This window comes from Tamaricihabitans halophyticus, assembly GCF_004340875.1.
Classification (GTDB): domain Bacteria; phylum Actinomycetota; class Actinomycetes; order Mycobacteriales; family Pseudonocardiaceae; genus Tamaricihabitans; species Tamaricihabitans halophyticus.
Genome location: NZ_SLXQ01000001.1, coordinates 119,052 through 140,626, shown reverse-complemented (window position 1 = coordinate 140,626; position 21,575 = coordinate 119,052). Strand labels below are relative to the sequence as shown.

The window sequence follows — 21,575 nt, the reverse complement described above, 5'->3', positions numbered from 1 at the left end:
GGTCACGGAGGGCGCTCAGGGGCCGATGCCCTGGCAGGGGCGGGTACGCAGGTCGGCGACGTAATCGGCGGGGGCGCCAGCTGCCTCGGCGGCGTCGGCCATCACGCCGAGATAGCGCGCCGACGGCAGCCCGCCCTCGTAGGCGTCCAGCACGTACAACCACGCCAGCGCGGAGCCCTCCATGGTCTGGATACGCAGCCGGATCTTCGTGTGCAGGCCCAGCTCGGAACCCTCCCACCGGTCGAGCTTGGCCTCGTCTTCCGGCGGCACGTCGTAGAGCACGACGAACACCTGCGAGCCAGCCTCCTCGACCACTGTCGCCAGCGCGCCTTCCCACCCGAAGTCCTCGGCACCGAAGGTGAGCCGCCAGCCCACCAGCCATCCGGTGCCGGCCATCGGGGAGTGCGGGGCGCGCTCCATCATCTGGGCGGGCTCCATGTTGGATCCGTATGCGGCGTAGAGAGGCACGCGGACAGGGTAGCGACCTTTCGATCAGCGCACCCGAGGGCGATGCGAATCGGCCAACCAGCGGCCAGCGGGGTGACGCGGAAAACATCGCTGGACCGCGTACCGTTCGGTGCGAAAGGCTGCGCACTGCCTGCCCACCACGGCGACAGAGGAGGACGACGGTGACCCGCATTGTGATCATGGGAGGCGGCCCGGCTGGATGGGATGCCGCGCTCGTCGCGGCGCAGCACGGCGCCGAGGTCACCGTGGTCGAGCGGGACGGCCTCGGCGGCGCCTGCGTGCTCTATGACTGCGTGCCCTCGAAGACGTTCATCGCCTCGGCCGGCGCTCGTTCGGCCTTCCGCAACGCGGATGAGCTGGGCATTCGTACCAACAACCAGCAGGCCGAGGTCGAGGTCCCCAGCGTGCACGGCCGGGTGAAGGGCCTCGCGCTCGCCCAGTCCGCGGAGGTCCGCGCCCGCCTGCAGCGCGAAGGCGTGCGGCTGTTGAGTGGGCACGCGCGGCTCGCCGACGAGGAACCCTGCCTAGCCACCCATCGGGTGCTTGTGACCAGCGAGCAGGGCGAGGAGACCGAGCTCGCCGCCGACGTGGTGCTGGTCGCCACCGGCGCCACCCCGCGCGAGCTGCCGGGCGCCATACCGGACGGCGAGCGAATCCTGGACTGGCGTCAGCTCTACGACCTGGACGTGTTGCCCGAGCACCTGGTGGTGATCGGGTCCGGGGTGACCGGCGCGGAGTTCGCCTCGGCCTACACCGAGATGGGCATCAAAGTGACGCTGGTTTCCAGCCGCGACCGGGTGCTGCCGCACGAGGACGCGGACGCCGCGCTGGTGCTCGAGGAAGTCTTCGCCGAGCGCGGTACCGAGGTGGCCAAGCACGCCCGCGCCGACCGGGTGGAGCGCACCGAAAAGGGTGTACTGGTTCACCTGACCGACGGTCGCACGATCGACGCGAGCCACGCGTTGATGACCGTGGGGTCGATCCCGAACACCGCGGATATTGGCCTGGAGACCGCGGGCATCCAGCCGGATGAACGCGGTTTCATCGCGGTTGACCGGGTTTCCCGTACCTCGGCGCCAGGGGTGTACGCGGCCGGCGACTGCACCGGCGTGCTGATGCTCGCGTCGGTGGCCAGTATGCAGGGCAGGATCGCGATGTGGCACGCGCTCGGGGAGGGCGTGGCGCCGATCAAACTGAAGACCGTGGCGGCGAACGTGTTCACGCATCCGGAGATCGCCACAGTGGGGATCAGCCAGGCGGCGATCGATTCCGGCGAGGTGCCGGCCCGCACCATCACCCTGCCACTCGCGGCGAACGCGCGGTCCAAAATGGAGGGTCTGCGGCGCGGTTTCGTGAAGCTGTTCTGCCGGCCGGCGACCGGCGCGGTGATCGGTGGGGTGGTCGTGGCGCCGAACGCGAGCGAGTTGATCCTGCCGATCGCGCTCGCGGTGCAGAACCAGCTCACCGCGGACGACTTGGCGCTGACCTTCTCGGTGTATCCCTCGCTTTCCGGTTCGATCACCGAGGCTGGCCGCCAGCTGATGCGGCACGACGATCTGGACTAGACCCGTGACAACCCAGCCGGATGCACCGAAGACCGCCGTGGTGACCGGGGCCGGGGTCGGCCTCGGCCGGCACATTGCCCGCGCGTTGCTCGCCGATGGTTACCGGGTGGCGCTCGCCGGCCGGCGGCCCGAGCCGCTACGCGAGGCCTGCGCGGACGCCGCGGACGGGATGGCGCTGGCCGTGCCGACCGATGTGGCCGATCCGGACGCGGTCGCCGCGTTGTTCGACACGGTGCGCACGCAGTGGGGCCGGCTGGATCTGCTGGTGAACAACGCGGGCACGTTCGGCGTGCCCGGCGCGGTGGACCAGGTCTCGGTGGCCGACTGGCGGCAGGTCGTGGACGTCAACCTTACCGGCGCGTTTGTCTGCGCGCAGCACGCGGTGCGGCTGATGAAGGAGCAGGACCCGCGGGGTGGGCGCATCATCAACAACGGTTCGATCTCCGCGCACACTCCCCGGCCAGGCAGTGTCGCCTACACCGCCACCAAGCACGCGATCACCGGCCTCACCAAATCGATCTCCTTGGACGGTCGGGAGTTCGATATCGCATGTGGACAGATCGATATCGGTAACGCGGCTAGCGAGATGACCGAAGTCATCGCGGTTGGCGCCCGGCAGGCCGACGGCAGTATCCGGGCCGAGCCAACCTTCGATCCGGCACATGTCGCCGAGGCGGTGCGCTATATGGCGGGCTTGCCGCTGGATGCGAACGTGCAGTTCCTGACCATCACCGCGACCACGATGCCCTATATCGGTCGCGGCTAGGGCTACTGCCAGGTGGCCGTCTCGGGATCGATCCCGTGCGCCCGCGCGTTCTCGTCGATGCATTGCCGGAACCAGGAGGCTAGCCCGACCCGGATTCCGTTGTAATACGCGGAAAAGCCGGGGTCGGACTCGAACATGCCGCCAAGGCACACCTGCATTTGCCGGGTGAGCGGAAAGAAGTTGGAAAACACCTCGCGGTGGCGTTCCACGAGCGTGTTCGCCTCTTGGCTGCCTGGCCGCACATCCCGGTCGACCGCGTCGCCGAGTTCGAACTGCACTGTGGCCATCGCATCGGAGAGCGACTGCCACTGCGCGCGCGTGCGCGAAGCGGACCGCTCGGCAAACTGTGCCCATTGCGTGGAGTCACCCCACACCATGCGGGCCTGCCGGCTTTGTTCGGCGTCCCAGTCTGGCCCGAAGACTTCCGACTGCGTTTCGTCGTCGAGCAGGATGCCACGCTCATGCGCCTGGCCCATCCGTTCCAGGCGCTCGTCGAGCTGTTGCAGGTCCCGGATCCGGTTCGCAAGCTGGGCGCGCTGGACGCGCAGGGTCTCGCCGATTTCCGTTGCCGTGTCATCAAGAACCGCGCGGATCGCGTCCAGCCGGAGACCAGCCTCGCGGTAGGCGACGATTCGATGCAGCCGTTGCAGGTCCGCCTCGGTGTACTGGCGGTAGCCGGCCGAAGTTCGCGCGGACGGCGAAGCAAGGCCGATCTCGTCCCAGTGATGCAGCGTACGAACGGTTACCCCAACCAGTTCAGCGGCTGTGCCAACCGTGACACCGCCACCTATGTCCTGCTCGCGGTCAACCATGTATGTCATTGTGTACCTACTCCGCTGTTTCTGGCGCGACGAGCCCGACCGAGGCCAGGTCGCGCGCTTCGTGACTGTCTGGATCCAGCTCCTGTGCCGGGCGGGCTGTGGCAGCGTTCGGTGACCGCAAGATTCCTAAACATTGCGGTCCAGCGGCCCCGGCTACCGCGCACTCACCGACGTTTCTCTGCAGAACTCGCTCATGTGGCCAACTGTCCGGCCTCACGTCGCGTGAGGGTCAAGCCCGATTCGCGGCTGGCTACTTGTCCCCCCGGACAGGTTTTGCCTCGCTCTGCTGCCTTGGGGTGATTCATCCGCGTCTGTGCCGGTTCGGCGCTGCTCGTGCCCATAGGGTGCGCGGCATGCCTGTACATCCATCGGATGCCCGTCGTCGTGAACTGGGCGCGGAGCTTCGCAAGTACCGGGAGGCGGCCGGTCTGCTCGCGGTCGAGCTCGCGCATCGGGTCGGCTGGTCCGCGAGTCACGTGTCTCGCCTGGAATCCGGTTACGCGACGGCCAACGAGGTCACCGTCGCGACCTATCTCGCGTATTGCTCGGTGCCGTCCAAGGAAGTCCGCAAGGTGCTGCGCACTGCACGGTCCAATGAGGCCGGTTACCTTGTCCGCCGGAACGTGTTGCGAACCCTGGTGCTGCACGAGAACCTCGCGCACTCGATTACCGGCACCGCGCCGCTGCTGATTCCCGGGCTGTTGCAGACCAGGGAGTACGCCCGGGCGGTGATCGAGCTGCCTGGCAACCGCACCGAAGCCGATGTGGACGAGCGGCTGGCGACCAGGATGGACCGGCAGGAGCTGCTGACCCGACTGCGTGGGCCGCGCTGCGCGTTCTACATCTACGAGGCCGCGTTGCGCTGCAAGATCGGCACCGATCGGGTGATGAACGAGCAACTGCTACATCTGGCGCTGCTCGGGGCGCAACGCGGGATCACGCTACGCGTGGTGCCGTTCTCCGCTGGCGGACTAGCCGCAAACTCGGCGGAATTTACGCTCATGGATTTTCCTGAGCATGCGCCGGTGCTGCATATGGAGAACATGGTCTCCGGGCTGTTCGTGGAGAACCCGGAGGATGTTGCGGTGGCGCATTCGGTGATCGGGAGGCTCGCCGAGGATGCTCTTGATGAGGGACAATCCCGGGAGTGGTTTGTCCGGCTGGCAAACGACTACGACCGTCCCCCAGAAGGAGCAGTATGACCTCGCAGGAGCAGTCCGTGTTGGGCTGGCGGAAGAGTAGCTACAGCAACGCCAATGACAACTGTGTTGAGGTCGCTGGTGGTGTGGGTGTGGCGTTGGTGCGGGATTCGAAGAATCCGGGTTCGGGTGTGTTGCGTTTCGCGGGTGCGGAGTGGCAGGCGCTGCTGGCTCACCTGGCCCATCCACCTCGCTAACCTTAAAGAACGCGGTCACGGAGCGTGCTCGTGCGGGGCTGTGGCGGGCACGCGGCCGCGTGTCAGGGCGTCCGGTTGGTAGTGCGTCCCCGAGAAGGAGCAGCATGACCTCGCAGAAGCAGTCCGTGTTGGGCTGGCGGAAGAGCAGTTACAGCAATCCCAACGACGACTGTGTTGAGGTCGCTGGTGGTGTGGGTGTGGCGTTGGTGCGGGATTCGAAGTGCCCGGGTGCGGGTGTTTTGCGTTTCGCGGGCGCGCAGTGGCGGGCGCTGCTCGCGCATCTTCCCGACGCGCCTCGCTAACCCTCAAGAACGCGATCACGGGGCGTGCATCAGCGCGGCGCGCGCCCCGTGTGGCAACCTCTCCGACTTCTCATACGTGTAGCACTGGAAGTCCATGTGTAACACTGGGGGAGAGGAGTCGCGCGCTATGCGTACACGACGGGTACTCGCGAGCATCGGGTTCGCGGTCCTGCTGGCGGCGGGCAGCGGACTGGCCAACTGGCAAGCCGCTGCCGCGCCCAGCCAGGTCGACGAGGTGTACTGCGAACCGGGCAGCGACCGGGTATGCGGTCAGTTGGCCGTCTACCCGAGGCCGCTGCACGACGGGCTACCTCGCGATCACGCCTTCGACTACGACCCAGTGAACATCATCGCCTGGTGCGAAACCCCGGACGGCAACCCGGTGGAAACCAAGCTCACCGAATACGAAGGGCTGTCTGAGCCGTGGCCGTGGGACAGCGGCAACGGCTACCAGGCCCGGATCGGGCCGGGCATCGAACCCGGCACCTATCAAGTGCGCGCCGACTGCAATGGCCAACCCATGCAAACCAGCTACACCGTGGTGGAAAGCGGCCCGCAGCCGCCAGGCAACATCGACCTGCGGCAACTCGTGGCACGCCCAGGTGAGCGGGTATCGCTGCACTTCTACTGCGAACCGGGTTACCTGCCCACCAATGGCGTCTCCTCGCCGGTACTCACCGATATCGCCTACGAAGGCGAGCTCGATGCCTCCGCCACCATCCGGCAAGACGCTCCGCCCGGCGTGCACGAGGTGACGCTGCGCTGCGGACCGGGCGAGCAGGGCGAAGCATTCCTCCGCGGCGCGTTCCACGTCCGCTGAGCAGGTTAGGCTCCCGCGCGTGACTATCGCACCGGACCGCATATTGACGGTAATGCGGCATGCGCACGCCGCGCAGGGCTTCGGGATCGAGGACGCCGAACGCGAGCTCACCGAGCAGGGCATCCGGGAAGCCCACGAGGCCGCGAGCGCGGTGGGCACCGTCGGGCAGGTGCTCTGTTCCACCGCGACACGAGCGCGGCAGACGTTGCGCGAACTACGGCTGCCAGCCGAGCCCAATGTGGACTACGAATCGCGGATCTACTCCGGCGACGCGGATACCCTTCTCGACCTGGTGCGCAGCGCGCCGGATGAGGCCTACGGGCTGCTGCTCGTAGGCCATAACCCGACCGTGCACCTGTTCTGCCACAGCCTGCTCGGCGACCAGACCCCGGCGAGCTTCCCGACCGCCGGGCTGGTGCGGATCGCGGTACGCGGACCGTGGCACGAGCTGGACAGCACTCGCTGTGATCGCGTTCTTTAAGGTTAGCGAGGCTACGGTGCGTGCTTAGGTGTCCTCGTCCACCCAGTCGAAGGTGCGGGTAACCGCCTTCTGCCACTGGCGGTACTGCCGCTCCCTGGACGCGTCATCCAGCTCCGGATCCCACTGCTTGTCCTTGACCCAGTTCGAGCGAATGTCCTCCTCGCTCGACCAGAACCCGACGGCCAGCCCCGCCGCGTAGGCAGCACCCAGCGCGGTGGTCTCCGCGACCTTCGGCCGGACCACCGACACGTTCAGGATGTCCGCCTGGAACTGCATCAGCAGCTCGTTGCTGACCATCCCGCCATCGACCTTGAGGGATTTCAGCGGAACACCCGAATCGGCGTTCATCGCGTCGATCACCTCGCGCGTCTGGAACGCGGTCGCCTCGAGCACCGCCCGCGCCATATGCCCGCGATTGACGTACCTGGTCAACCCGACGATCGCGCCGCGTGCGTCGGAACGCCAGTGCGGCGCGAACAACCCGGAGAACGCGGGTACGAAGTAGCAACCACCGTTGTCCTCGACGCCCTTGGCAAGCTGCTCGATCTCCGGGGCACTGTCGATCATGCGCAGGTTGTCCCGCAACCATTGCACCAGCGAACCGGTGACCGCGATCGAGCCTTCCAGCGCGTATACGGTCGGCTGCGCGCCGATCTTGTAGCAGACCGTGGTGAGCAACCCGTTGTCGCTCATCACCTTGTCCGTTCCGGTGTTCAGCAACACGAAGTTGCCGGTCCCGTAGGTGTTTTTGGCTTCACCGGGGGAAAGGCAGGCCTGGCCGAACGTCGCCGCCTGCTGGTCGCCGAGGATGCCGGCGATCGGCACGCCACCGAGCGCGCCCTTCGTGCGGATCTTCCCGTACTCCTCGGAAGACGACCGGATCTCCGGCAGCATCGAGGTCGGAATGCCCATCTCGGCGCAGATCTCGTGGTTCCAGGACAGCGTGTCCAGGTCCATCAACAGCGTGCGTGAGGCGTTCGTGGGATCGGTGACGTGCACGCCGCCATCGGTGCCACCGGTCGCGTTCCACAGCACCCAGGTGTCCATGTTCCCGAACAGCAGGTCGCCGGATTCCGCGCGCTCCCGCGCACCGTCCACATTGTCCAAGATCCACTTGATCTTGGGGCCGGAGAAGTACGTGGCCAGTGGCAGCCCGGTGCGGTCCCGGTAGCGCTCCTGCCCGCCGCCGAGTTCGCCGAGCTTGCTGACGATCCGGTCGGTGCGGGTGTCCTGCCAGACGATCGCGTTGTACACCGGCTTACCGGTCGCCCGGTCCCAGACGACGGTGGTCTCCCGCTGATTGGTGATCCCGACCGCGGCAACGTCCTTCGGGCTCATGTCCGCCTTGGCGAGCGCGCCAGCGCAGACCTCCCTGGTGTTGTTCCAGATCTCCTCCGGGTTGTGCTCCACCCAGCCAGCCTTCGGGAAGATCTGCTCGTGCTCCATCTGGTCCACCGCGACGACGTTGCCGGAGTGGTCGAAGATCATGCAGCGGGTGGACGTGGTGCCCTGGTCGATAGCGGCCACGTACGAGGTCATCTAGCCTTCCTTTCTCGGCGTCCCGGGGCTACGGCGCTGATCAAGCCGGTAGGGCGAGGAAGAGCAGCGCGGCAAGCGATGCGCCGATCAGCGGTCCGACGACGGGTATCCAGGAGTAGTCCCATTGTGCGCTGCCCTTGCCGCGAATGGGCAGCAACGCGTAAGCGATCCGCGGTCCGAGGTCACGTGCCGGGTTGATCGCGTAACCGGTTGGGCCACCGAGCGAAGTACCGATCACCAACACGACGAAGGCGACGCCGGCGTAGCCGAGCGCCTCGTTGTCCATCGGGTTGGTCAGGATCCAGAAAATCAGCACGAAGGTACCGATGATCTCGGTGACCAGGTTCCAGAAGTTGTGCCTGATCGCCGGCACGGTGGAGAAGATACCGAGCGTGTTCTCCGGCTCGGGGTGGTCGTCGAACTGGGTCTTGTACGTCGCCCAGCAGAGCATCGCACCGATAACCGCGCCGACGAGCTGTGCGGCGATATAGATCGGCACATCCGCCCATGCGGTGTCACCCGCGATCGCCGTACCAAGGGTGACCGCCGGGTTGATGTGCGCCCCGGCAGGTGCCGCGATGCTTGCCCCGACGAACACCGCGAACGCCCAGCCGATGTTCACGAACAGGAAGCCAGTGTCGTTCCCGTTCGTCTTGCGCAGGACATTGTTGGCGACGACGCCGGCACCGAGCAGAATCAGCGCCGCGGTGCCAAGTAGCTCCCATACGAAAATGCTCCCCGCACCCACCTGAACCTCCATGTTCCGCTACCGGGAATGGGTTCTGGCGCGACTCGTCTCGACATCGCGAAGTCCCCTGGTGCGCAGGGACGCTATCCCCCGGCCGGCGGTTGGACAAGTACCAAAAGGCCCAACCCGGGCGGTGTCGCGCGCACTCCCCCCGAAGCCGGTAGCGTGGCGGGTGGGGTGTGGGAAAAGTGAGGCCGACCGGAGAAGGGGAGCACCGTGTCCACTGAGCGAGTTGGGGCAACGCAGCGACTGGGGCGGCTGGACGCCGAGGAACGCGCGCGGGCGTGGCAGCGGCTCGGTTCGGAGAACTTCGACCTCGTCGTGATCGGCGGCGGCATCGTGGGTGCTGGCGTGGTGCTGGACGCGGTGACCAGGGGGCTGCGGGTGGCGCTGGTGGAATCGCGCGATCTTGCCTCGGGCACCTCGAGCAGGTCGAGCAAGTTGTTCCACGGCGGACTCCGCTATCTGGAGCAGCTGGAGTTCGGCCTGGTGCGCGAGGCACTGGCCGAACGGGAACTGATGCTCACCAGATTGGCACCGCATCTGGTGAAGCCGGTGAGTTTCCTTTACCCGCTGACCAAACGGATCTGGGAACGGCCGTACACCGCGGCTGGTCTGGTCCTCTACGACACGATGGGCGGGGCACGGTCGGTGCCTGGCCAGAAACACCTCAGCAGGGCCGGCGCGTTGCGGATGGCGCCGGGTATCAAACGCAGCGCGCTGGTCGGCGGCATCCGGTACTACGACGCGCAGGCCGATGACGCGCGGCACACCATGATGGTTGCGCGGACCGCCGCGCATTACGGCGCCGTGGTGCGCACGTCCACAAAGGTCGTTGGCTTCCTGCGCGAGGCCGACCGCATCTCGGGCGTACGCGTGCGCGATATGGAAGATGGCGCGGAAACCGAGATCGCCGCGGCGGCCGTGGTCAACTGCACCGGGGTGTGGACCGACGAGTTGCAGAACCTTTCCGGCAGCAGGGGACGGTTCCGGGTACGCGCAAGCAAGGGCGTACACATCGTGGTGCCCCGCGACCGGATCGTCTCCGAAACCGGGATCATCCTGCGCACCGAGAAGTCCGTGCTGTTCGTGATTCCGTGGCGAAACCACTGGATCATCGGTACCACGGATACCGACTGGAACCTGGATCTCGCGCACCCTTCGGCGACCCGGCACGACATCGACTACCTGCTCGAGCACGTGAACAATGTGCTGGCGACGCCGCTGACGCATGACGATATTGAAGGCGTCTACGCCGGGTTGCGCCCGCTGCTCGCCGGGGAAAGCGAGGAAACCTCGAAGCTGTCCCGGGAGCACGCGGTGGCCAGGGTGGCGCCCGGTCTGGTGGCGATCGCAGGTGGGAAATACACCACCTATCGGGTGATGGCGGCGGATGCCGTGGACGCGGTGTCGGTGGATCTGCCCGGCCGTATTCAGGAGTCCATCACGGACAAGGTGCCGCTGCTCGGCGCGGACGGCTACCACGCGCTGGTGAACCAGGCCGATCGGCTGGCAAGCGAGCACGGGGTGCATCCGTACCGGGTGCGCCATCTGCTCGACCGCTATGGCGCACTCGTGCACGAGGTGCTTGGCCTCGCCAAGGACCGGCCGGAATTGCTGCGCCCGGTGGACGCGGCGCCGGACTATCTGCGCGCCGAGGTGGTGTACGCGGCGAGCCACGAAGGCGCGCTGCATCTCGAGGACGTGCTTGCCCGACGTACCCGTATCTCGATCGAGTACCCGCATCGCGGGGTGGACTGCGCGCGGCAGGTGGCCGAGCTGATCAGTGACGTGCTCGGCTGGGATGAGGCCACGATCCAGCGCGAGGTGGAGGTGTACACCGCGCGGGTGGACGCCGAGCGGGATTCCCAGCAGCAGCCGGACGACCACGCCGCCGACGCGCGGCGCTCGGCCGCGCCCGAAGCCCGCGCTGGCCTGACCACGACGGGCTGACCACGGCTCGGTGACGCCCCGTGACCGCGTTCTTTAAGGATCTTGCGGTCGTACCGCGTGATCGCGTTCTCTAGGGTTATCGGGGTCGCTAGTCCTCGTCGGTGGACAGCCGGGACCACACCAGCCGGTCCTCGGCGACACCGTCCACAACGTAGGCCTCGCGCATCCGGCCATCGAGCAGGAAGCCGCATTTCTCCGCGACCCGCCGGGACGCCGTGTTGCTCACCGCATGCTGGTAACTGACGTGGTGCAGGTCGAGCGCGCCGAAGCCGAAGCGCAGTACGGCGGGGATGGTGGCCACGACGATGCCGTTCCCGCGATGCGCCGGATGGGTCCAGCAGGTGATCTCCGCGAAGCGATCGCGCGGCGCGAGATTGGTCAGGGTGAGTTCGGCGAGTAGTTCCCCCGTGGTCTGGTTGGCCACCGCCCAGCTGTAGCGCTGATCGCTCCGCCACTGCTCGGCGCGCAGCGCGATGTACTCGCTGGCCGCGGCCAGGTCGGGGATACGGGCACTGCGGTAGCGCACCGTTTCCTCGTCGGCGAACGTCTCGACCAGTGCCGGCCGATCGTCGATGAACTCGTCCGTGCGCAACTGGCGCAGGTAGTACGTGCCCGCGTTGATCTCCACTGGCTCCACGACACCACGGTAGCGGGTCGGTTCCACGGTTCAGTTCAGCGGAATCGCCGGCCGCAGCCCCTTCGGTTGCCGCCGTCCCGCCATGCGCCGAGGAACATGCCAACCAGCACCGGCAGCATGAAGACCATCCAGACCTTGGCGACGGTAAAGAACAACACCACCGCGACGATGACGGCGATCGGTATGGCCGCCGCCGCGACCGCATCGCCGACCGTACGTCGGGAGACCTGCGCCGGTTGTCGCGGGTACGGTTCCTGGCGCGCAGCGGGCTCCTGCCGGGGCATCCGGTAGTCCCGTTGTGGCTGTTGCTCGCGCAGCACGCTCGGCTTCGGCTCGGGTAAATCGTCGAACAGCGGTCGCAGTTCGCTCCGCAGCCGCGCGGCGGTGACCTGCGCGGTACGTTCGCCGTACTCGGCCATATCCAGCCTGCCGGTCTGGAAATGCTCGCCGAGCGCATCGATGGCTTCTTGGCGCTCGGCATCGGATAACCGCAGTCGCGATTCCTCTTCGGCGCTCACCCCTCGATCGTACCGAGGAAACGCTGAGAGCTTCTCCGCGAACTCAACCCCGCTCGGTGACCGCGTTCTTTAAGGTTAGCGGGCTTTCGGGGCTAATCTTTCAGCTCGCACAACGGGATGCCCTGCGTGACCGGGTCGCCGACGCCCACCGAAAGGCCGGTCACCGTGCCCGCCTTGTGCGCGGTCACCGGGTTCTCCATCTTCATCGCTTCGAGCACCACAATGAGCTCACCGGCCTCGACCTGCTGGCCATCCTCGACGGCGACCTTCACGATGGTGCCCTGCATTGGCGCGGTGAGTGCGTCTCCACTGGTCGCGACCTTGCCGCTGCCACCGCGTTTACGCGGTTTCGCTTTCGCTGCCGCGCCACCTCCGCCGTTACCGCCGCCAACCGCCAGATCACCGGGCAGCGAGACCTCGAGCCGGCGACCGCCCACCTCGACCACCACCGTGCGGCGGGGCTCGGCGTCGTCCTCGGCCGGCACCCCGTCGGTGTAAGGCTCGATGGTGTTCTCGAACTCGGTTTCGATCCACCTGGTGTGGACCTGGAACCCGCTCTCATCGCCGACGAACGCCGGATCACGCACGATCGCGCGGTGAAACGGCAGCACCGTCGCCAACCCGTCGGCAACCATTTCGGCGAGCGCCCTGCGCGAGCGCTCCAGCGCCTGCGTGCGGTCCGCGCCGGTTACGATGAGCTTGGCGAGCAGTGAATCGAACTGCCCGCCGATGACACTGCCGGATTCCACGCCGGCATCGGTGCGTACGCCCGGTCCGTCCGGTGCCACGAACCGGGTGACGGTGCCGGGCGCGGGCAGGAAGTTGCGGCCCGCGTCCTCACCGTTGATCCGGAACTCGATGGAATGCCCGCGCGGCGTGGGGTCCTCGGTGAAGCGCAGCCGTTCGCCGGCGGCGATCCGGAACTGCTCGCGCACCAGGTCGATACCGGTGGTCTCCTCCGAGACCGGGTGCTCAACCTGTAGTCGGGTGTTCACCTCGAGGAAGGAGATCGTGCCGTCCAGGCCGACCAGGTATTCCACCGTGCCCGCGCCGGAGTAGCCGGCCTCGGCGCAGATCCGCTTCGCCGACTCGTGGATGGTGGCGCGCTGCTCGGCGGAAAGGAACGGCGCGGGGGCCTCCTCGACGAGTTTCTGGTGCCGGCGCTGCAGCGAGCAGTCCCTGGTGCCCACCACCACGACGTTGCCGTGCTTGTCGGCCAGTACCTGTGCCTCCACGTGGCGCGGCTTGTCCAGGTAGCGCTCCACGAAGCATTCGCCCCTACCGAACGCGGCGACCGCCTCGCGGGTGGCCGACTCGAACAGCTCGGGGATCTCCTCGATGGTCCGCGCGACCTTCAACCCACGGCCGCCGCCACCGAACGCGGCCTTGATGGCCACTGGCAGGCCGTGCTCCTTGGCGAACTTGACGACTTCCGCCGGGCCGGCCGCCGGGTCCTTGGTGCCGGGCACCAGGGGCGCGCCCGCACGGGTGGCGATATGCCGGGCGGTGACCTTGTCGCCAAGGTCCCGGATGGCCTGCGGGTCCGGGCCGATCCAGATCAGCCCGGCATCCTGCACGGCCTGGGCGAAGTCGGCGTTCTCGGACAGGAAGCCGTAACCGGGATGCACGGCGTCCGCGCCGGAGCGCGCGGCGGCGTCCAGCAGCTTGTCGAAGACCAGGTAGGAATCGGCTGCCGTGCTACCGCCAAGCGCGAAGGCCTCATCGGCCAGCCGGACGAAGGGTGCGTCCCTGTCCGGGTCCGCGTAGACCGCGACGCTGGTCAGCCCGGCGTCTTGGCACGCGCGGACGACCCGTACCGCGATTTCCCCTCGGTTGGCGATCAGGACCTTGCGCAGCGTGGCTGTCGCGCCGTTATCGGCCAGCTCGGGCACGCCTACCTCCTTGTACCAGTACGCACCGCGCCCCCGGTCGGCCTCAGCTGATGGGGCGGGGGCCTGCAGGGGAGTTTACGGTCAGCGCTGCCTGTCGGAACCCGCGGTGACAAACCCCACGCTCAGGCGCGCCTGGCTAGGCGGGTTGTTTCGAGGAGTCCTCGTCCGTTGTTGGGTCCGTTGCCTGGTCCTTTGCCGGGTCGGCCGGTTCACCGGAGAGCAGCGGCGGGCCGGTGGGCGTGTTCAGCTGCCCGTCGTCCAGCAGGCCCTCGGTGCGCGCTACCCAGGTGGGGATCGCGATCTGGCCGGTCACGTTGGTCGCGGTGCGCATCATGTCCATGATCGGGTCGATGCCGTAGATCACCGCGATCCCGGTGGCGATCAGCTCCGGCGGCAGGCCAAGCGTGCTCAGCGTCAGGGTGAGCATGGTGAACCAGCCGGTCACGCCCGCGGTGGCGATCGCGCCGAACACCGCGACCACCACGATCAGCAGGTAGTCCACGAAACCGAGCTGAATGCCGAACAGGTTCGCGATGAACATGGCGGCGATCGCGGGATAGATCGCCGCGCAGCCATCCATCTTGGTGGTGGTGCCAAGCGGCACCGCGAAACTCGCGTAGCTGGAGTCCACTCCGAGGTTGACCGCGGTCTGCCGGGCAAGCGGCAGGGTGGCGCCCGAGGAGCGGGAGATGAACGCGAACTGGATCGCGGTCCATGCCTTCCGGAAGAAGAGAATCGGGCTGACCTTGCCGACCGTGCGCAGGAAGATCGGGTACACCACGAACAGCACCACGAGGCAACCCAGGTAGACTGCCACGACAAGGGAAAGCAGCGGCTGGGCGAACTCCTCGCCGTAGGTGGCGAAGGCGTTGCCGATCAGCCCGAAAACACCGATCGGGGCGAGCCGGATGATCCAGCTGAGCACCTTCTGCACCAGGTCGAAAACGGACTGGTTCACCCGGATGAACGGCTCGGCCTTGTCGCCGAGCGCGTAGGCAGCCAGGCCGACGAGCAGCGCGACGAACACGACCTGCAGGATCTCGCCGTCGGCGAAGGCGCTGAACACATTGCTCGGCACCAAACCGTTCACCAGATCCGTCCAGGAGCCCTGATCCTTGTCGGCGAGCTCGCTGAGCGCCTCATCGGATGGGCGCAGCGATACGCCGCTGCCCGGGTTGATCAGCGCGCCGAGCCCGATCCCGATCAGCACCGAGATCAGCGAGGTGGTGGCGAACCAGAGCACGGTCTTACCGCCGAGCCGGGCCGCGAGTCGGGTACCGCCGAGGTGCCGCAGGCTGGTGACCCCGACGATGATCGCGGTGAACACCAGCGGCAGTACGGTCAGCTGGAGCAGGCTGGCGAACAGGGTGCCGAGCGTGTCCAGTGTCTCCACCAGCCACGCCAGTTCGGCCTGGCGGGCGAGTACCCCGACCAGCGCGCCGAGTACCAGCGCGACGAGCACGCTGATCGCGAAAAACTTGGGTTTGCCAAGTGTGCGGATGATGGACACGACAACTCCGGTTCGTCGGCTAATCGGTAGTGACCTGTGCGGATCAATCTCTACTCGTCAACCCCGCACCCGCAAGGACTCTTCCGTACTCGCACCAGAGAGTAACTACTTCTCACATTTTGAGACTCGATTGAGTGAAATATCCACCGGGCGGGTTACTCGCTTCGCCATAGGTCGATAATCCGCACCCCGACCTCGCCGAGTAGCTGGCGGGTCAGCGGCAGGCTGATGCCGATCACGCAGGACGGATCACCGGTGACGCCCTCCATGAACCATCCGCCGTAGCCATCCATGGTGAACGATCCGGCAACCGAAAGGGGTTCCTCGGTAGCCAGATACGCCGCGAGCTCGTCCTCGTCCGGAACACCAAAATGCACCTGGGTCAGCCGTGCCCCGCTCGACCGGTGCGTGACCACCCCGCCGCCAAGCCGGACTACGGCATGGCCGGTGTGCAGCAGCCCGTCGTCGCCAGCCATCGCCGCCCATCGCTTGCGGGCGATCTCCACTGAGCCGGCTTTGCCAACCACCTGGCCGCCGTATTCCAGCATCGAGTCGCAGCCGACCACCACGGCGTCCGGGAACTCCGTGCCCACTGTGGACACCACGGCTTCGGCTTTCGCCATGGCGAGCGCGGTGACCAGCTCGGCTGGGCCGGCGTCCGGATGTGCCGCCGAGACCGCGTCCTCGTCCACGCCGGACACCCGCACGATGGGTTCGATGCCGGCGGCCCGCAGCAGCGACAGCCTGGCAGGAGATGCTGAGGCAAGAATGAATCGCACGGCTACACCGTACTGGCGGCACCGTGCCGCGCGGTCAGGCGCGATCAGGATGGCAACCGCTGCTCGGTGTGCTGAAACGCCGGCTTCGGCACCCGTTCGGTCGCGTCGCAGGCCACCTCGAGCAGGTTGGTCACCAGGCCCGGATCGCTGATCCGGCCCGGCCGGCAGATGATCAGCATGCCGCGGTGATGCGCCTGCGGATTGTGCCGATCCTGCTCGACGAGTCCGGTGATGGTGACCAGCTGCGTACCGGCGATCCGTTGATCGCCCGCCAGCCACTGCCGAAAGTCCGGATGCAGCAGATCGCCGGTGAATGCCGGATTCGGGCTGCCGACCGCGAACATGCGCTCGAACCGCGGATCGTTCAGCGGGATGCGATCGGTGAAATCGGCCCCCTGCGCGCCGGGCTTGATTCCGGCGTACTGCCGGGAGCGCACCACCGCGGTTGGCCACAGCACGGGCACGAACACCTGCGCGGAGACCGCCCAGTGTGGTTTGGTGCCGAGCAGTTTGGTGTTGTACTGCTCGAAGACTTCCACGGTATATCCGCGATGTTGCACGGTGTGTACGTTCAGCGGGATATCCGTTGGTACCGGTCCGAACGCCCACTGCGGGATCGCGGACAGTGGCGTGTGCGTCTGGCCCAACCGCGGTTGCCAGGTCCGGCTCCACAGAAAATCCGGTAGCCGATCGCGGATTTCCTGGGCGAACCACAGCAGTTTCTCGGCTTCCGTCGGCCCGGCGAGCCCACCGTTTCGCCAGACGACCAGCAGCGGGCCGTCGATCCGCAAGGACAGCTCACGCGGCATGTTCGCGAGCAGCCACTCCATCATCCGGGGGTGCAGCACGTCGTAGGCGAACCGGTCGACCTCGGTCTTGAGTTGGAATGCCTGGTTGAACTGCACGCTTTCCAGCTGGAGATCGCGTACGCCGATCCGGTCGAGCATGTCGGCGCCGCTGCCCTGGGCGCGCACCACCAGTTCCGGCTGCGGGCTGGGCAGCTCGATCAGCGCGGCCGAAGCGTGCCCGTCGAATCCGCTGCCCGTGGTTGCCGCGTAGCGCCAGGCCACCTCGAGTACTCCGACGGTGCGGCCCCGGTCGTTGCCGATCAGCAGATGATTGGCGGACCTGCTCGCGCCCCGTTCGAAGGGGGCGCCGTGCAGGAAAGCAAGGGCGCCGTGCGCGCCCGCGTAGTACCGCCAGCCGGAGCGGGAGGCGAGTCCGGCAAGCTGTCTGCGATGCAGGCGCACCTCGTCAAGGAGCACGCTGCGCAGCAGCAGCCATACGACGATGGCGACGCCAACGCCAATCGCAACCCAACCCCACCAGGCCACAGCGGTCCTCCCCGAACAGCGGACGGCACGGTCACCCTACTTGCCACTAACTGATCACCCACGCGGGTCGTGTTCCTCGCCGCCCGTGTCGTCCTCGGTGTCCAGTTCGCTCGGGTCCGAGCCGAGGATGGCGTACAGCTCCCTTCGTGCCCTGTTGAGCACCTCGGTTGCCTTGGTCAGCTGTGCTTGGCTGCCTGCCCGCACGACATGCAGCATCGCCTCCCGCAGTTGGCCAGCCGCTTCCCGGATATCCAGGTAGTCTGGGTCGGCCTCCTTGGCGATCTGCTCCCACGGCGCTTTTTCCTCGAGTGCCTCCGCCGCGGTGCGGCCGTCCTCGGTCAGCTCGTAGCGCCGCTTCCCGCCGCCCTCGGTGACGCTGATCAGACCCTCGTCGGTGAGCAGTTGCAGGGTCGGGTAGATCGAGCCGGGGCTCGGCCGCCACAGTTGCCCACTGCGCTCGCTGATCTCCTGGATCATCTCGTAGCCGTGCATCGGCCGCTCCGCGAGCAGTGCCAGGATCGCCGCGCGCACATCGCCGCGCTTGCCGCGCCGGCCCCTGCCGCCGCGTCGGCCGCCCGGGCCGCGCTGGCCTGGTCCGTGCGGTCCCGGCGGGCCGGGAGGGAAACCGGGTCCGCCGGGGTGACCCTGCCATGGCCCGCCGGGCGGGAACGGCGGCCGGGGCGGTCCCGGTGGGCGGCCGGGGATTTGCGGCGGTAGGTCGAAGTCGATCCCGAACTCCGTGTGCTCGGGGTGCTCCGTGTGCTGGGGGTGGTCCGCATGCGGGGTCCGGACTCGGCCGAACCCGGAGCTGGCCAGCCGGGACAGCCGATGAAACGGCGTATCTCCGGGGAACTGTCCGATATATGCGTTCATTTCTGCTCCTCTGGGTTTTCACGATGGTGATCACGCCACGATCGCCTCGATCGAACGCGATATGTTTACGATATATCGGAAACTATCGCGATGCAACGTTGCCCAGAGTTTTTGGGCGCGCGGAATCGCCAGCGGAATACCACGGGTGCCCGCGCCTGACGCGGGAAAGAGGAGAGCGCGCCCCGATGGGCGCGCCAGCTACCTGCGTTCGACCGCGGCGCGCCAGGCGCCGGGGCCGGGGCGCAGTTGTCCCCGAACCAGCGCCGCCCGGTCGGCCCAGCGCGACCGGGATCGCGGTGGCGGGGCCTCCTCGGTGTCCGAGCCCAACCCGGCGACCACCGCGGTCAGCGCGGCCAGCTCGGCGTCGTCCGGGTTGCCACGCACGACGCGAAGCATCGGCCGCGCCTCGGGTTCCTGAGTCATCACAACCTCCGCTACAGCGGGATGTTTCCGTGCTTCTTCGGCGGCAGCGTGTCGCGCTTGTCCGCCAGCATCCGCAGCGCCCGGACGACGTGTCCGCGGGTATGCGAGGGCGGGATCACCGAATCGACATAGCCGCGTTCGGCGGCCACATAGGGATTGCACAGCGTGTCCTCGTACTCCTGGATCAGCTGCGCCCGCAAGCCGTCCACGTCGCCGCCGTCCTTGGCTGCCTCCTCGGCCAACGTCTTGCGGTACACGATGTTCGCCGCGCCCTGCGCGCCCATCACGGCGATCTGCGCGGTAGGCCAGGCGAGGTTGAGATCGGCGCCGAGATGCTTCGAGCCCATCACGTCGTACGCGCCGCCGTAGGCCTTGCGGGTGATCACCGTGACCTTGGGCACGGTTGCCTCCGCGTAGGCGTAGATCAGCTTCGCGCCGTGCCGGATGATCCCGTTCCACTCCTGGTCGGTTCCCGGAAGGAAACCCGGTACGTCCACAAAGGTCAGCACCGGCACGTTGAACGCGTCGCAGGTGCGCACGAACCGGGCCGCTTTCTCGGAGGCGTCGATATCCAGGCAGCCGGCGAGCTGGGTCGGCTGGTTGGCCACCACGCCCACGCTGCGCCCGGAGACCCTGCCGAAACCGCAGACCACGTTCGGTGCGAACAACTCGTGCACCTCGAGGAACTCGCCATCGTCCAGTACGCGGGTAATCACCTCGCGCATGTCGTAAGGCTGGTTCGTGGAGTCCGGAATGATCGTGTCCAGCTCCTGGTCGTCCTCGGTGATCGCCTCCGCGAGCGAGCCGCCGTCCGGCTGGGCCGCGCCGAAAACCGGCGGCTCGGCGAGATTGTTCGAGGGCAGGAAGCTCAGCAGTTCCTTGACGTAGGAGATCGCGTCGTCCTCGTCCGCGCCGAGGTAGTGCGCGTTGCCGGACCGCGTGTTGTGCGTGCGTCCGCCGCCCAGCTCTTCGAAACCGACGTCCTCGCCGGTTACCGTCTTGATCACGTCCGGGCCGGTGATGAACATATGTGAGGTCTTGTCGACCATCACCACGAAATCGGTGAGCGCGGGCGAGTACACATGCCCGCCCGCGTTCGCGCCCATGATCAGCGAGATCTGCGGAACCACACCGGAAGCCTTGGTGTTGCGCATGAAGATCTCGCCGTAGAGGCCGAGCGAGACCACGCCTTCCTGGATCCGCGCGCCGCCGCCCTCGTTGATGCCGATGATCGGCTGGCCGGTCTTGATCGCCAGATCCATCACCTTGACGATCTTCTCGCCGTACACCTCGCCGAGGCTGCCGCCGAACACCGTCACGTCCTGGCTGAACACGCAGACCGGCCGGCCGTCCACGGTGCCGTAACCGGTCACCACACCGTCGCCGTACGGGCGGTTGCGCTCCTGCCCGAAGTTCGTGGACCGGTGCCTGGCCAGGTCGTCCAGTTCGACGAACGAGCCGGGGTCAAGGAGCGCGTCGATCCGCTCCCTGGCGGTCTTCTTGCCTTTTTCGTGCTGTTTCGCCACCGCGCGCGCGGAGCCGGCATGTACCGCCTCCTCGTTCCTGCGGTACAGATCGGCCAGCTTGCCGGCGGTGGTGTGGATATCCGGCTCGTCGTCGGGCGGCGATCCAATGGGCTCCGTGGCGCTGCTCATAACCCGCGAGCCTATCCCCGTACTCGCCGTGTGGTAGTACGACGTTGTTTACCTCACGAGTTGGGTTACTCGCGGGTTGCGTCATACGCGCCGCTGCTGGCCGCGCCGTTCAGCTCCGCACGATGCGCAAGCGCTTGCTGGGCTGCGGGGACGTTCTCCTGTGCACCAGCCCAGGCGCGCAGCGCCGGCGCCAGCAGGGCGCGGCCGAAGGAGAACGTGGCCCGCCAGGGCAGTGGCCCCAGCCGGTTGATCGCGTCCAGATGCGCCGTCGCGGTCGCATCGCTCTGCCCGCCGGAAAGAAACGCGATCCCGGGTACCGCCGCGGGCACGGTACGCCGCAGCGTGCGCACGGTCGCCTCGGCTGCTTCGGCCACACTCGGCTGTGCTGGGCAGTCCGTGCCGGCCACCACCATGTTCGGCTTCAGCACGATGCCCTCCAGCGCGACCCGCTGGGCGCGCAACTCGGCGAAGACCGCGGCCAGCACCTCGGTGGTCACTTCTTCGGCGCGTTCGAGGGAGTGCGCGCCGTCCATCAGCACTTCCGGCTCGACGATCGGCACCACCCCGGCCTCCTGGGCCAGCGCGGCATAGCGGGCGAGCGCATGCGCGTTGGTGTGGACGGCGGTCGCGGACGGGATCTGCTCGCCGATGGTGAGCACCGCGCGCCACTTCGCGAACTTGGCACCGAGACTCACGTACTCGGCCAGTCGCTCGCGCAGCCCGTCCAGGCCCTCGGTGATCTTCTCCTCGGGCGAGCCGGCAAGCGGTTTGGCGCCCTTGTCCACCTTGATGCCCGGCAGCATGCCCGCCGCGGCGGCGATCGTGCGCAGCGGTGTGCCTTCGTCGTTGACCTGCCGGATCGTCTCGTCGTAGAGGATCACCCCGCTGATCCACTCGCCGAGCCGGGGCGTGGACACGATCAGCGAGCGATATTGCCTGCGCATCTCTTCGGTCGCCGGCAGGCCCTGCGCGACGAGGCGCTTTTCCATCGTGCCGGTGCTCTCGTCGGCGGCCAGGATGCCCGTACCGGGGGCGACCATCGCGGCGGCGGTAGCGGCGAGCTCGGTGGTCGACACGGTCACACTCCTTGTCGGT

Annotated in this window: 22 protein-coding genes; 8 read left to right on the top strand and 14 right to left on the bottom strand. The window is 67.3% G+C overall.

Annotation, left to right across the window (positions count from 1 at the left end):
• Positions 1-15 precede the first annotated feature (15 nt).
• Positions 16-468: a gamma-glutamylcyclotransferase family protein gene (locus tag EV191_RS00670; RefSeq protein ID WP_132874839.1), complete on the bottom strand. Its 453-nt coding sequence runs from the start codon at positions 466-468 to the stop codon at positions 16-18.
• Positions 469-629: 161 nt separating this feature from the next.
• Here EV191_RS00670 and EV191_RS00665 point away from each other — a divergent pair, with 161 nt between their 5' ends.
• Both EV191_RS00665 and EV191_RS00660 read left to right on the top strand, forming a co-directional pair.
• On the top strand, positions 630-2,033 hold the full coding sequence (locus tag EV191_RS00665; RefSeq protein WP_132874838.1) for an NAD(P)H-quinone dehydrogenase: 1,404 nt from the start codon (positions 630-632) through the stop codon (positions 2,031-2,033).
• 4 nt (positions 2,034-2,037) lie between these two features.
• Positions 2,038-2,799, top strand: a complete 762-nt coding sequence (locus EV191_RS00660) for an SDR family oxidoreductase (RefSeq protein WP_132874837.1) — start codon at positions 2,038-2,040, stop codon at positions 2,797-2,799.
• A gap of 2 nt (positions 2,800-2,801) precedes the next feature.
• Here the strand turns inward: EV191_RS00660 and EV191_RS00655 are convergent, their stop codons facing one another.
• Complete coding sequence (locus EV191_RS00655; protein ID WP_243658669.1) at positions 2,802-3,611, bottom strand: MerR family transcriptional regulator; 810 nt, start codon at positions 3,609-3,611, stop codon at positions 2,802-2,804.
• 362 nt (positions 3,612-3,973) lie between these two features.
• Between EV191_RS00655 and EV191_RS00645 the strand changes: the two genes are divergently transcribed.
• The 5 genes from EV191_RS00645 (at position 3,974) to EV191_RS00625 (ending at position 6,619) form a co-directional block, all read left to right on the top strand.
• Positions 3,974-4,822: a helix-turn-helix domain-containing protein gene (locus tag EV191_RS00645; protein ID WP_132874835.1), complete on the top strand. Its 849-nt coding sequence runs from the start codon at positions 3,974-3,976 to the stop codon at positions 4,820-4,822.
• Complete coding sequence (locus EV191_RS00640; protein ID WP_132874834.1) at positions 4,819-5,016, top strand: DUF397 domain-containing protein; 198 nt, start codon at positions 4,819-4,821, stop codon at positions 5,014-5,016. The genes EV191_RS00645 and EV191_RS00640 overlap by 4 nt, the downstream gene beginning before the upstream one ends.
• 104 nt (positions 5,017-5,120) lie before the next feature.
• Positions 5,121-5,318, top strand: coding sequence for a DUF397 domain-containing protein (locus EV191_RS00635; RefSeq protein WP_132874833.1), 198 nt, complete (start codon positions 5,121-5,123; stop codon positions 5,316-5,318).
• Between the two features lie 127 nt (positions 5,319-5,445).
• Positions 5,446-6,138 carry a hypothetical protein gene (locus EV191_RS00630; protein ID WP_132874832.1) on the top strand — a complete coding sequence of 231 codons (693 nt, stop codon included), beginning with the start codon at positions 5,446-5,448 and terminating at the stop codon, positions 6,136-6,138.
• Between the two features lie 19 nt (positions 6,139-6,157).
• Complete coding sequence (locus EV191_RS00625) at positions 6,158-6,619, top strand: SixA phosphatase family protein (protein WP_132874831.1); 462 nt, start codon at positions 6,158-6,160, stop codon at positions 6,617-6,619.
• A 24-nt stretch (positions 6,620-6,643) separates the two neighbouring features.
• Here EV191_RS00625 and glpK read toward each other — a convergent pair whose 3' ends face one another.
• Both glpK and EV191_RS00615 read right to left on the bottom strand, forming a co-directional pair.
• Positions 6,644-8,158 carry a glycerol kinase GlpK gene (gene glpK, locus EV191_RS00620; RefSeq protein ID WP_132874830.1) on the bottom strand — a complete coding sequence of 505 codons (1,515 nt, stop codon included), beginning with the start codon at positions 8,156-8,158 and terminating at the stop codon, positions 6,644-6,646.
• A gap of 40 nt (positions 8,159-8,198) precedes the next feature.
• Positions 8,199-8,906: an MIP/aquaporin family protein gene (locus EV191_RS00615; protein ID WP_132874829.1), complete on the bottom strand. Its 708-nt coding sequence runs from the start codon at positions 8,904-8,906 to the stop codon at positions 8,199-8,201.
• A gap of 249 nt (positions 8,907-9,155) precedes the next feature.
• On the opposite strand from EV191_RS00615, the gene glpD reads away from it, so the two are divergent.
• Positions 9,156-10,859 carry a glycerol-3-phosphate dehydrogenase gene (glpD, locus tag EV191_RS00610; protein WP_132876042.1) on the top strand — a complete coding sequence of 568 codons (1,704 nt, stop codon included), beginning with the start codon at positions 9,156-9,158 and terminating at the stop codon, positions 10,857-10,859.
• Between the two features lie 88 nt (positions 10,860-10,947).
• Here glpD and EV191_RS00605 read toward each other — a convergent pair whose 3' ends face one another.
• The 10 genes from EV191_RS00605 to EV191_RS00560 all read right to left on the bottom strand — a co-directional run bounded on the left by EV191_RS00605 (position 10,948) and on the right by EV191_RS00560 (position 21,556).
• Complete coding sequence (locus tag EV191_RS00605; protein WP_132874828.1) at positions 10,948-11,496, bottom strand: GNAT family N-acetyltransferase; 549 nt, start codon at positions 11,494-11,496, stop codon at positions 10,948-10,950.
• A 35-nt stretch (positions 11,497-11,531) separates the two neighbouring features.
• Complete coding sequence (locus EV191_RS00600; RefSeq protein WP_207894357.1) at positions 11,532-12,014, bottom strand: DUF1707 SHOCT-like domain-containing protein; 483 nt, start codon at positions 12,012-12,014, stop codon at positions 11,532-11,534.
• 92 nt (positions 12,015-12,106) lie between these two features.
• Positions 12,107-13,906 carry an acetyl/propionyl/methylcrotonyl-CoA carboxylase subunit alpha gene (locus EV191_RS00595; RefSeq protein ID WP_132874827.1) on the bottom strand — a complete coding sequence of 600 codons (1,800 nt, stop codon included), beginning with the start codon at positions 13,904-13,906 and terminating at the stop codon, positions 12,107-12,109.
• Between the two features lie 136 nt (positions 13,907-14,042).
• Positions 14,043-15,416: a dicarboxylate/amino acid:cation symporter gene (locus EV191_RS00590; protein WP_132874826.1), complete on the bottom strand. Its 1,374-nt coding sequence runs from the start codon at positions 15,414-15,416 to the stop codon at positions 14,043-14,045.
• Positions 15,417-15,571: 155 nt separating this feature from the next.
• Positions 15,572-16,195: a Maf family protein gene (locus tag EV191_RS00585; RefSeq protein WP_132874825.1), complete on the bottom strand. Its 624-nt coding sequence runs from the start codon at positions 16,193-16,195 to the stop codon at positions 15,572-15,574.
• Positions 16,196-16,239: 44 nt separating this feature from the next.
• Positions 16,240-17,529, bottom strand: coding sequence for a hypothetical protein (locus tag EV191_RS00580; protein WP_132874824.1), 1,290 nt, complete (start codon positions 17,527-17,529; stop codon positions 16,240-16,242).
• A 54-nt stretch (positions 17,530-17,583) separates the two neighbouring features.
• Complete coding sequence (locus EV191_RS00575; RefSeq protein WP_132874823.1) at positions 17,584-18,402, bottom strand: PadR family transcriptional regulator; 819 nt, start codon at positions 18,400-18,402, stop codon at positions 17,584-17,586.
• 198 nt (positions 18,403-18,600) lie between these two features.
• Positions 18,601-18,825: an acyl-CoA carboxylase subunit epsilon gene (locus EV191_RS00570; RefSeq protein WP_132874822.1), complete on the bottom strand. Its 225-nt coding sequence runs from the start codon at positions 18,823-18,825 to the stop codon at positions 18,601-18,603.
• Between the two features lie 11 nt (positions 18,826-18,836).
• Positions 18,837-20,480, bottom strand: a complete 1,644-nt coding sequence (locus tag EV191_RS00565) for an acyl-CoA carboxylase subunit beta (RefSeq protein ID WP_132874821.1) — start codon at positions 20,478-20,480, stop codon at positions 18,837-18,839.
• A gap of 65 nt (positions 20,481-20,545) precedes the next feature.
• The gene (locus EV191_RS00560; protein ID WP_132874820.1) at positions 20,546-21,556 is read right to left on the bottom strand and encodes a class I fructose-bisphosphate aldolase; all 1,011 of its coding nucleotides are present in this window, start codon (positions 21,554-21,556) and stop codon (positions 20,546-20,548) included.
• Positions 21,557-21,575 lie beyond the last annotated feature (19 nt).

What these genes read in the sequence shown, in the direction of transcription:
- EV191_RS00640 (WP_132874834.1), top strand. Translation starts at nt 4,819, where the DNA reads ATGACCTCGCAGGAGCAGTCCGTGTTGGGCTGGCGGAAGAGTAGCTAC.
- EV191_RS00570 (WP_132874822.1), bottom strand. Translation starts at nt 18,825, where the DNA reads ATGACTCAGGAACCCGAGGCGCGGCCGATGCTTCGCGTCGTGCGTGGC.
- EV191_RS00630 (WP_132874832.1), top strand. Translation starts at nt 5,446, where the DNA reads ATGCGTACACGACGGGTACTCGCGAGCATCGGGTTCGCGGTCCTGCTG.
- EV191_RS00635 (WP_132874833.1), top strand. Translation starts at nt 5,121, where the DNA reads ATGACCTCGCAGAAGCAGTCCGTGTTGGGCTGGCGGAAGAGCAGTTAC.
- EV191_RS00565 (WP_132874821.1), bottom strand. Translation starts at nt 20,480, where the DNA reads ATGAGCAGCGCCACGGAGCCCATTGGATCGCCGCCCGACGACGAGCCG.
- EV191_RS00575 (WP_132874823.1), bottom strand. Translation starts at nt 18,402, where the DNA reads ATGAACGCATATATCGGACAGTTCCCCGGAGATACGCCGTTTCATCGG.
- EV191_RS00645 (WP_132874835.1), top strand. Translation starts at nt 3,974, where the DNA reads ATGCCTGTACATCCATCGGATGCCCGTCGTCGTGAACTGGGCGCGGAG.
- EV191_RS00655 (WP_243658669.1), bottom strand. Translation starts at nt 3,611, where the DNA reads ATGGTTGACCGCGAGCAGGACATAGGTGGCGGTGTCACGGTTGGCACA.
- glpK (WP_132874830.1), bottom strand. Translation starts at nt 8,158, where the DNA reads ATGACCTCGTACGTGGCCGCTATCGACCAGGGCACCACGTCCACCCGC.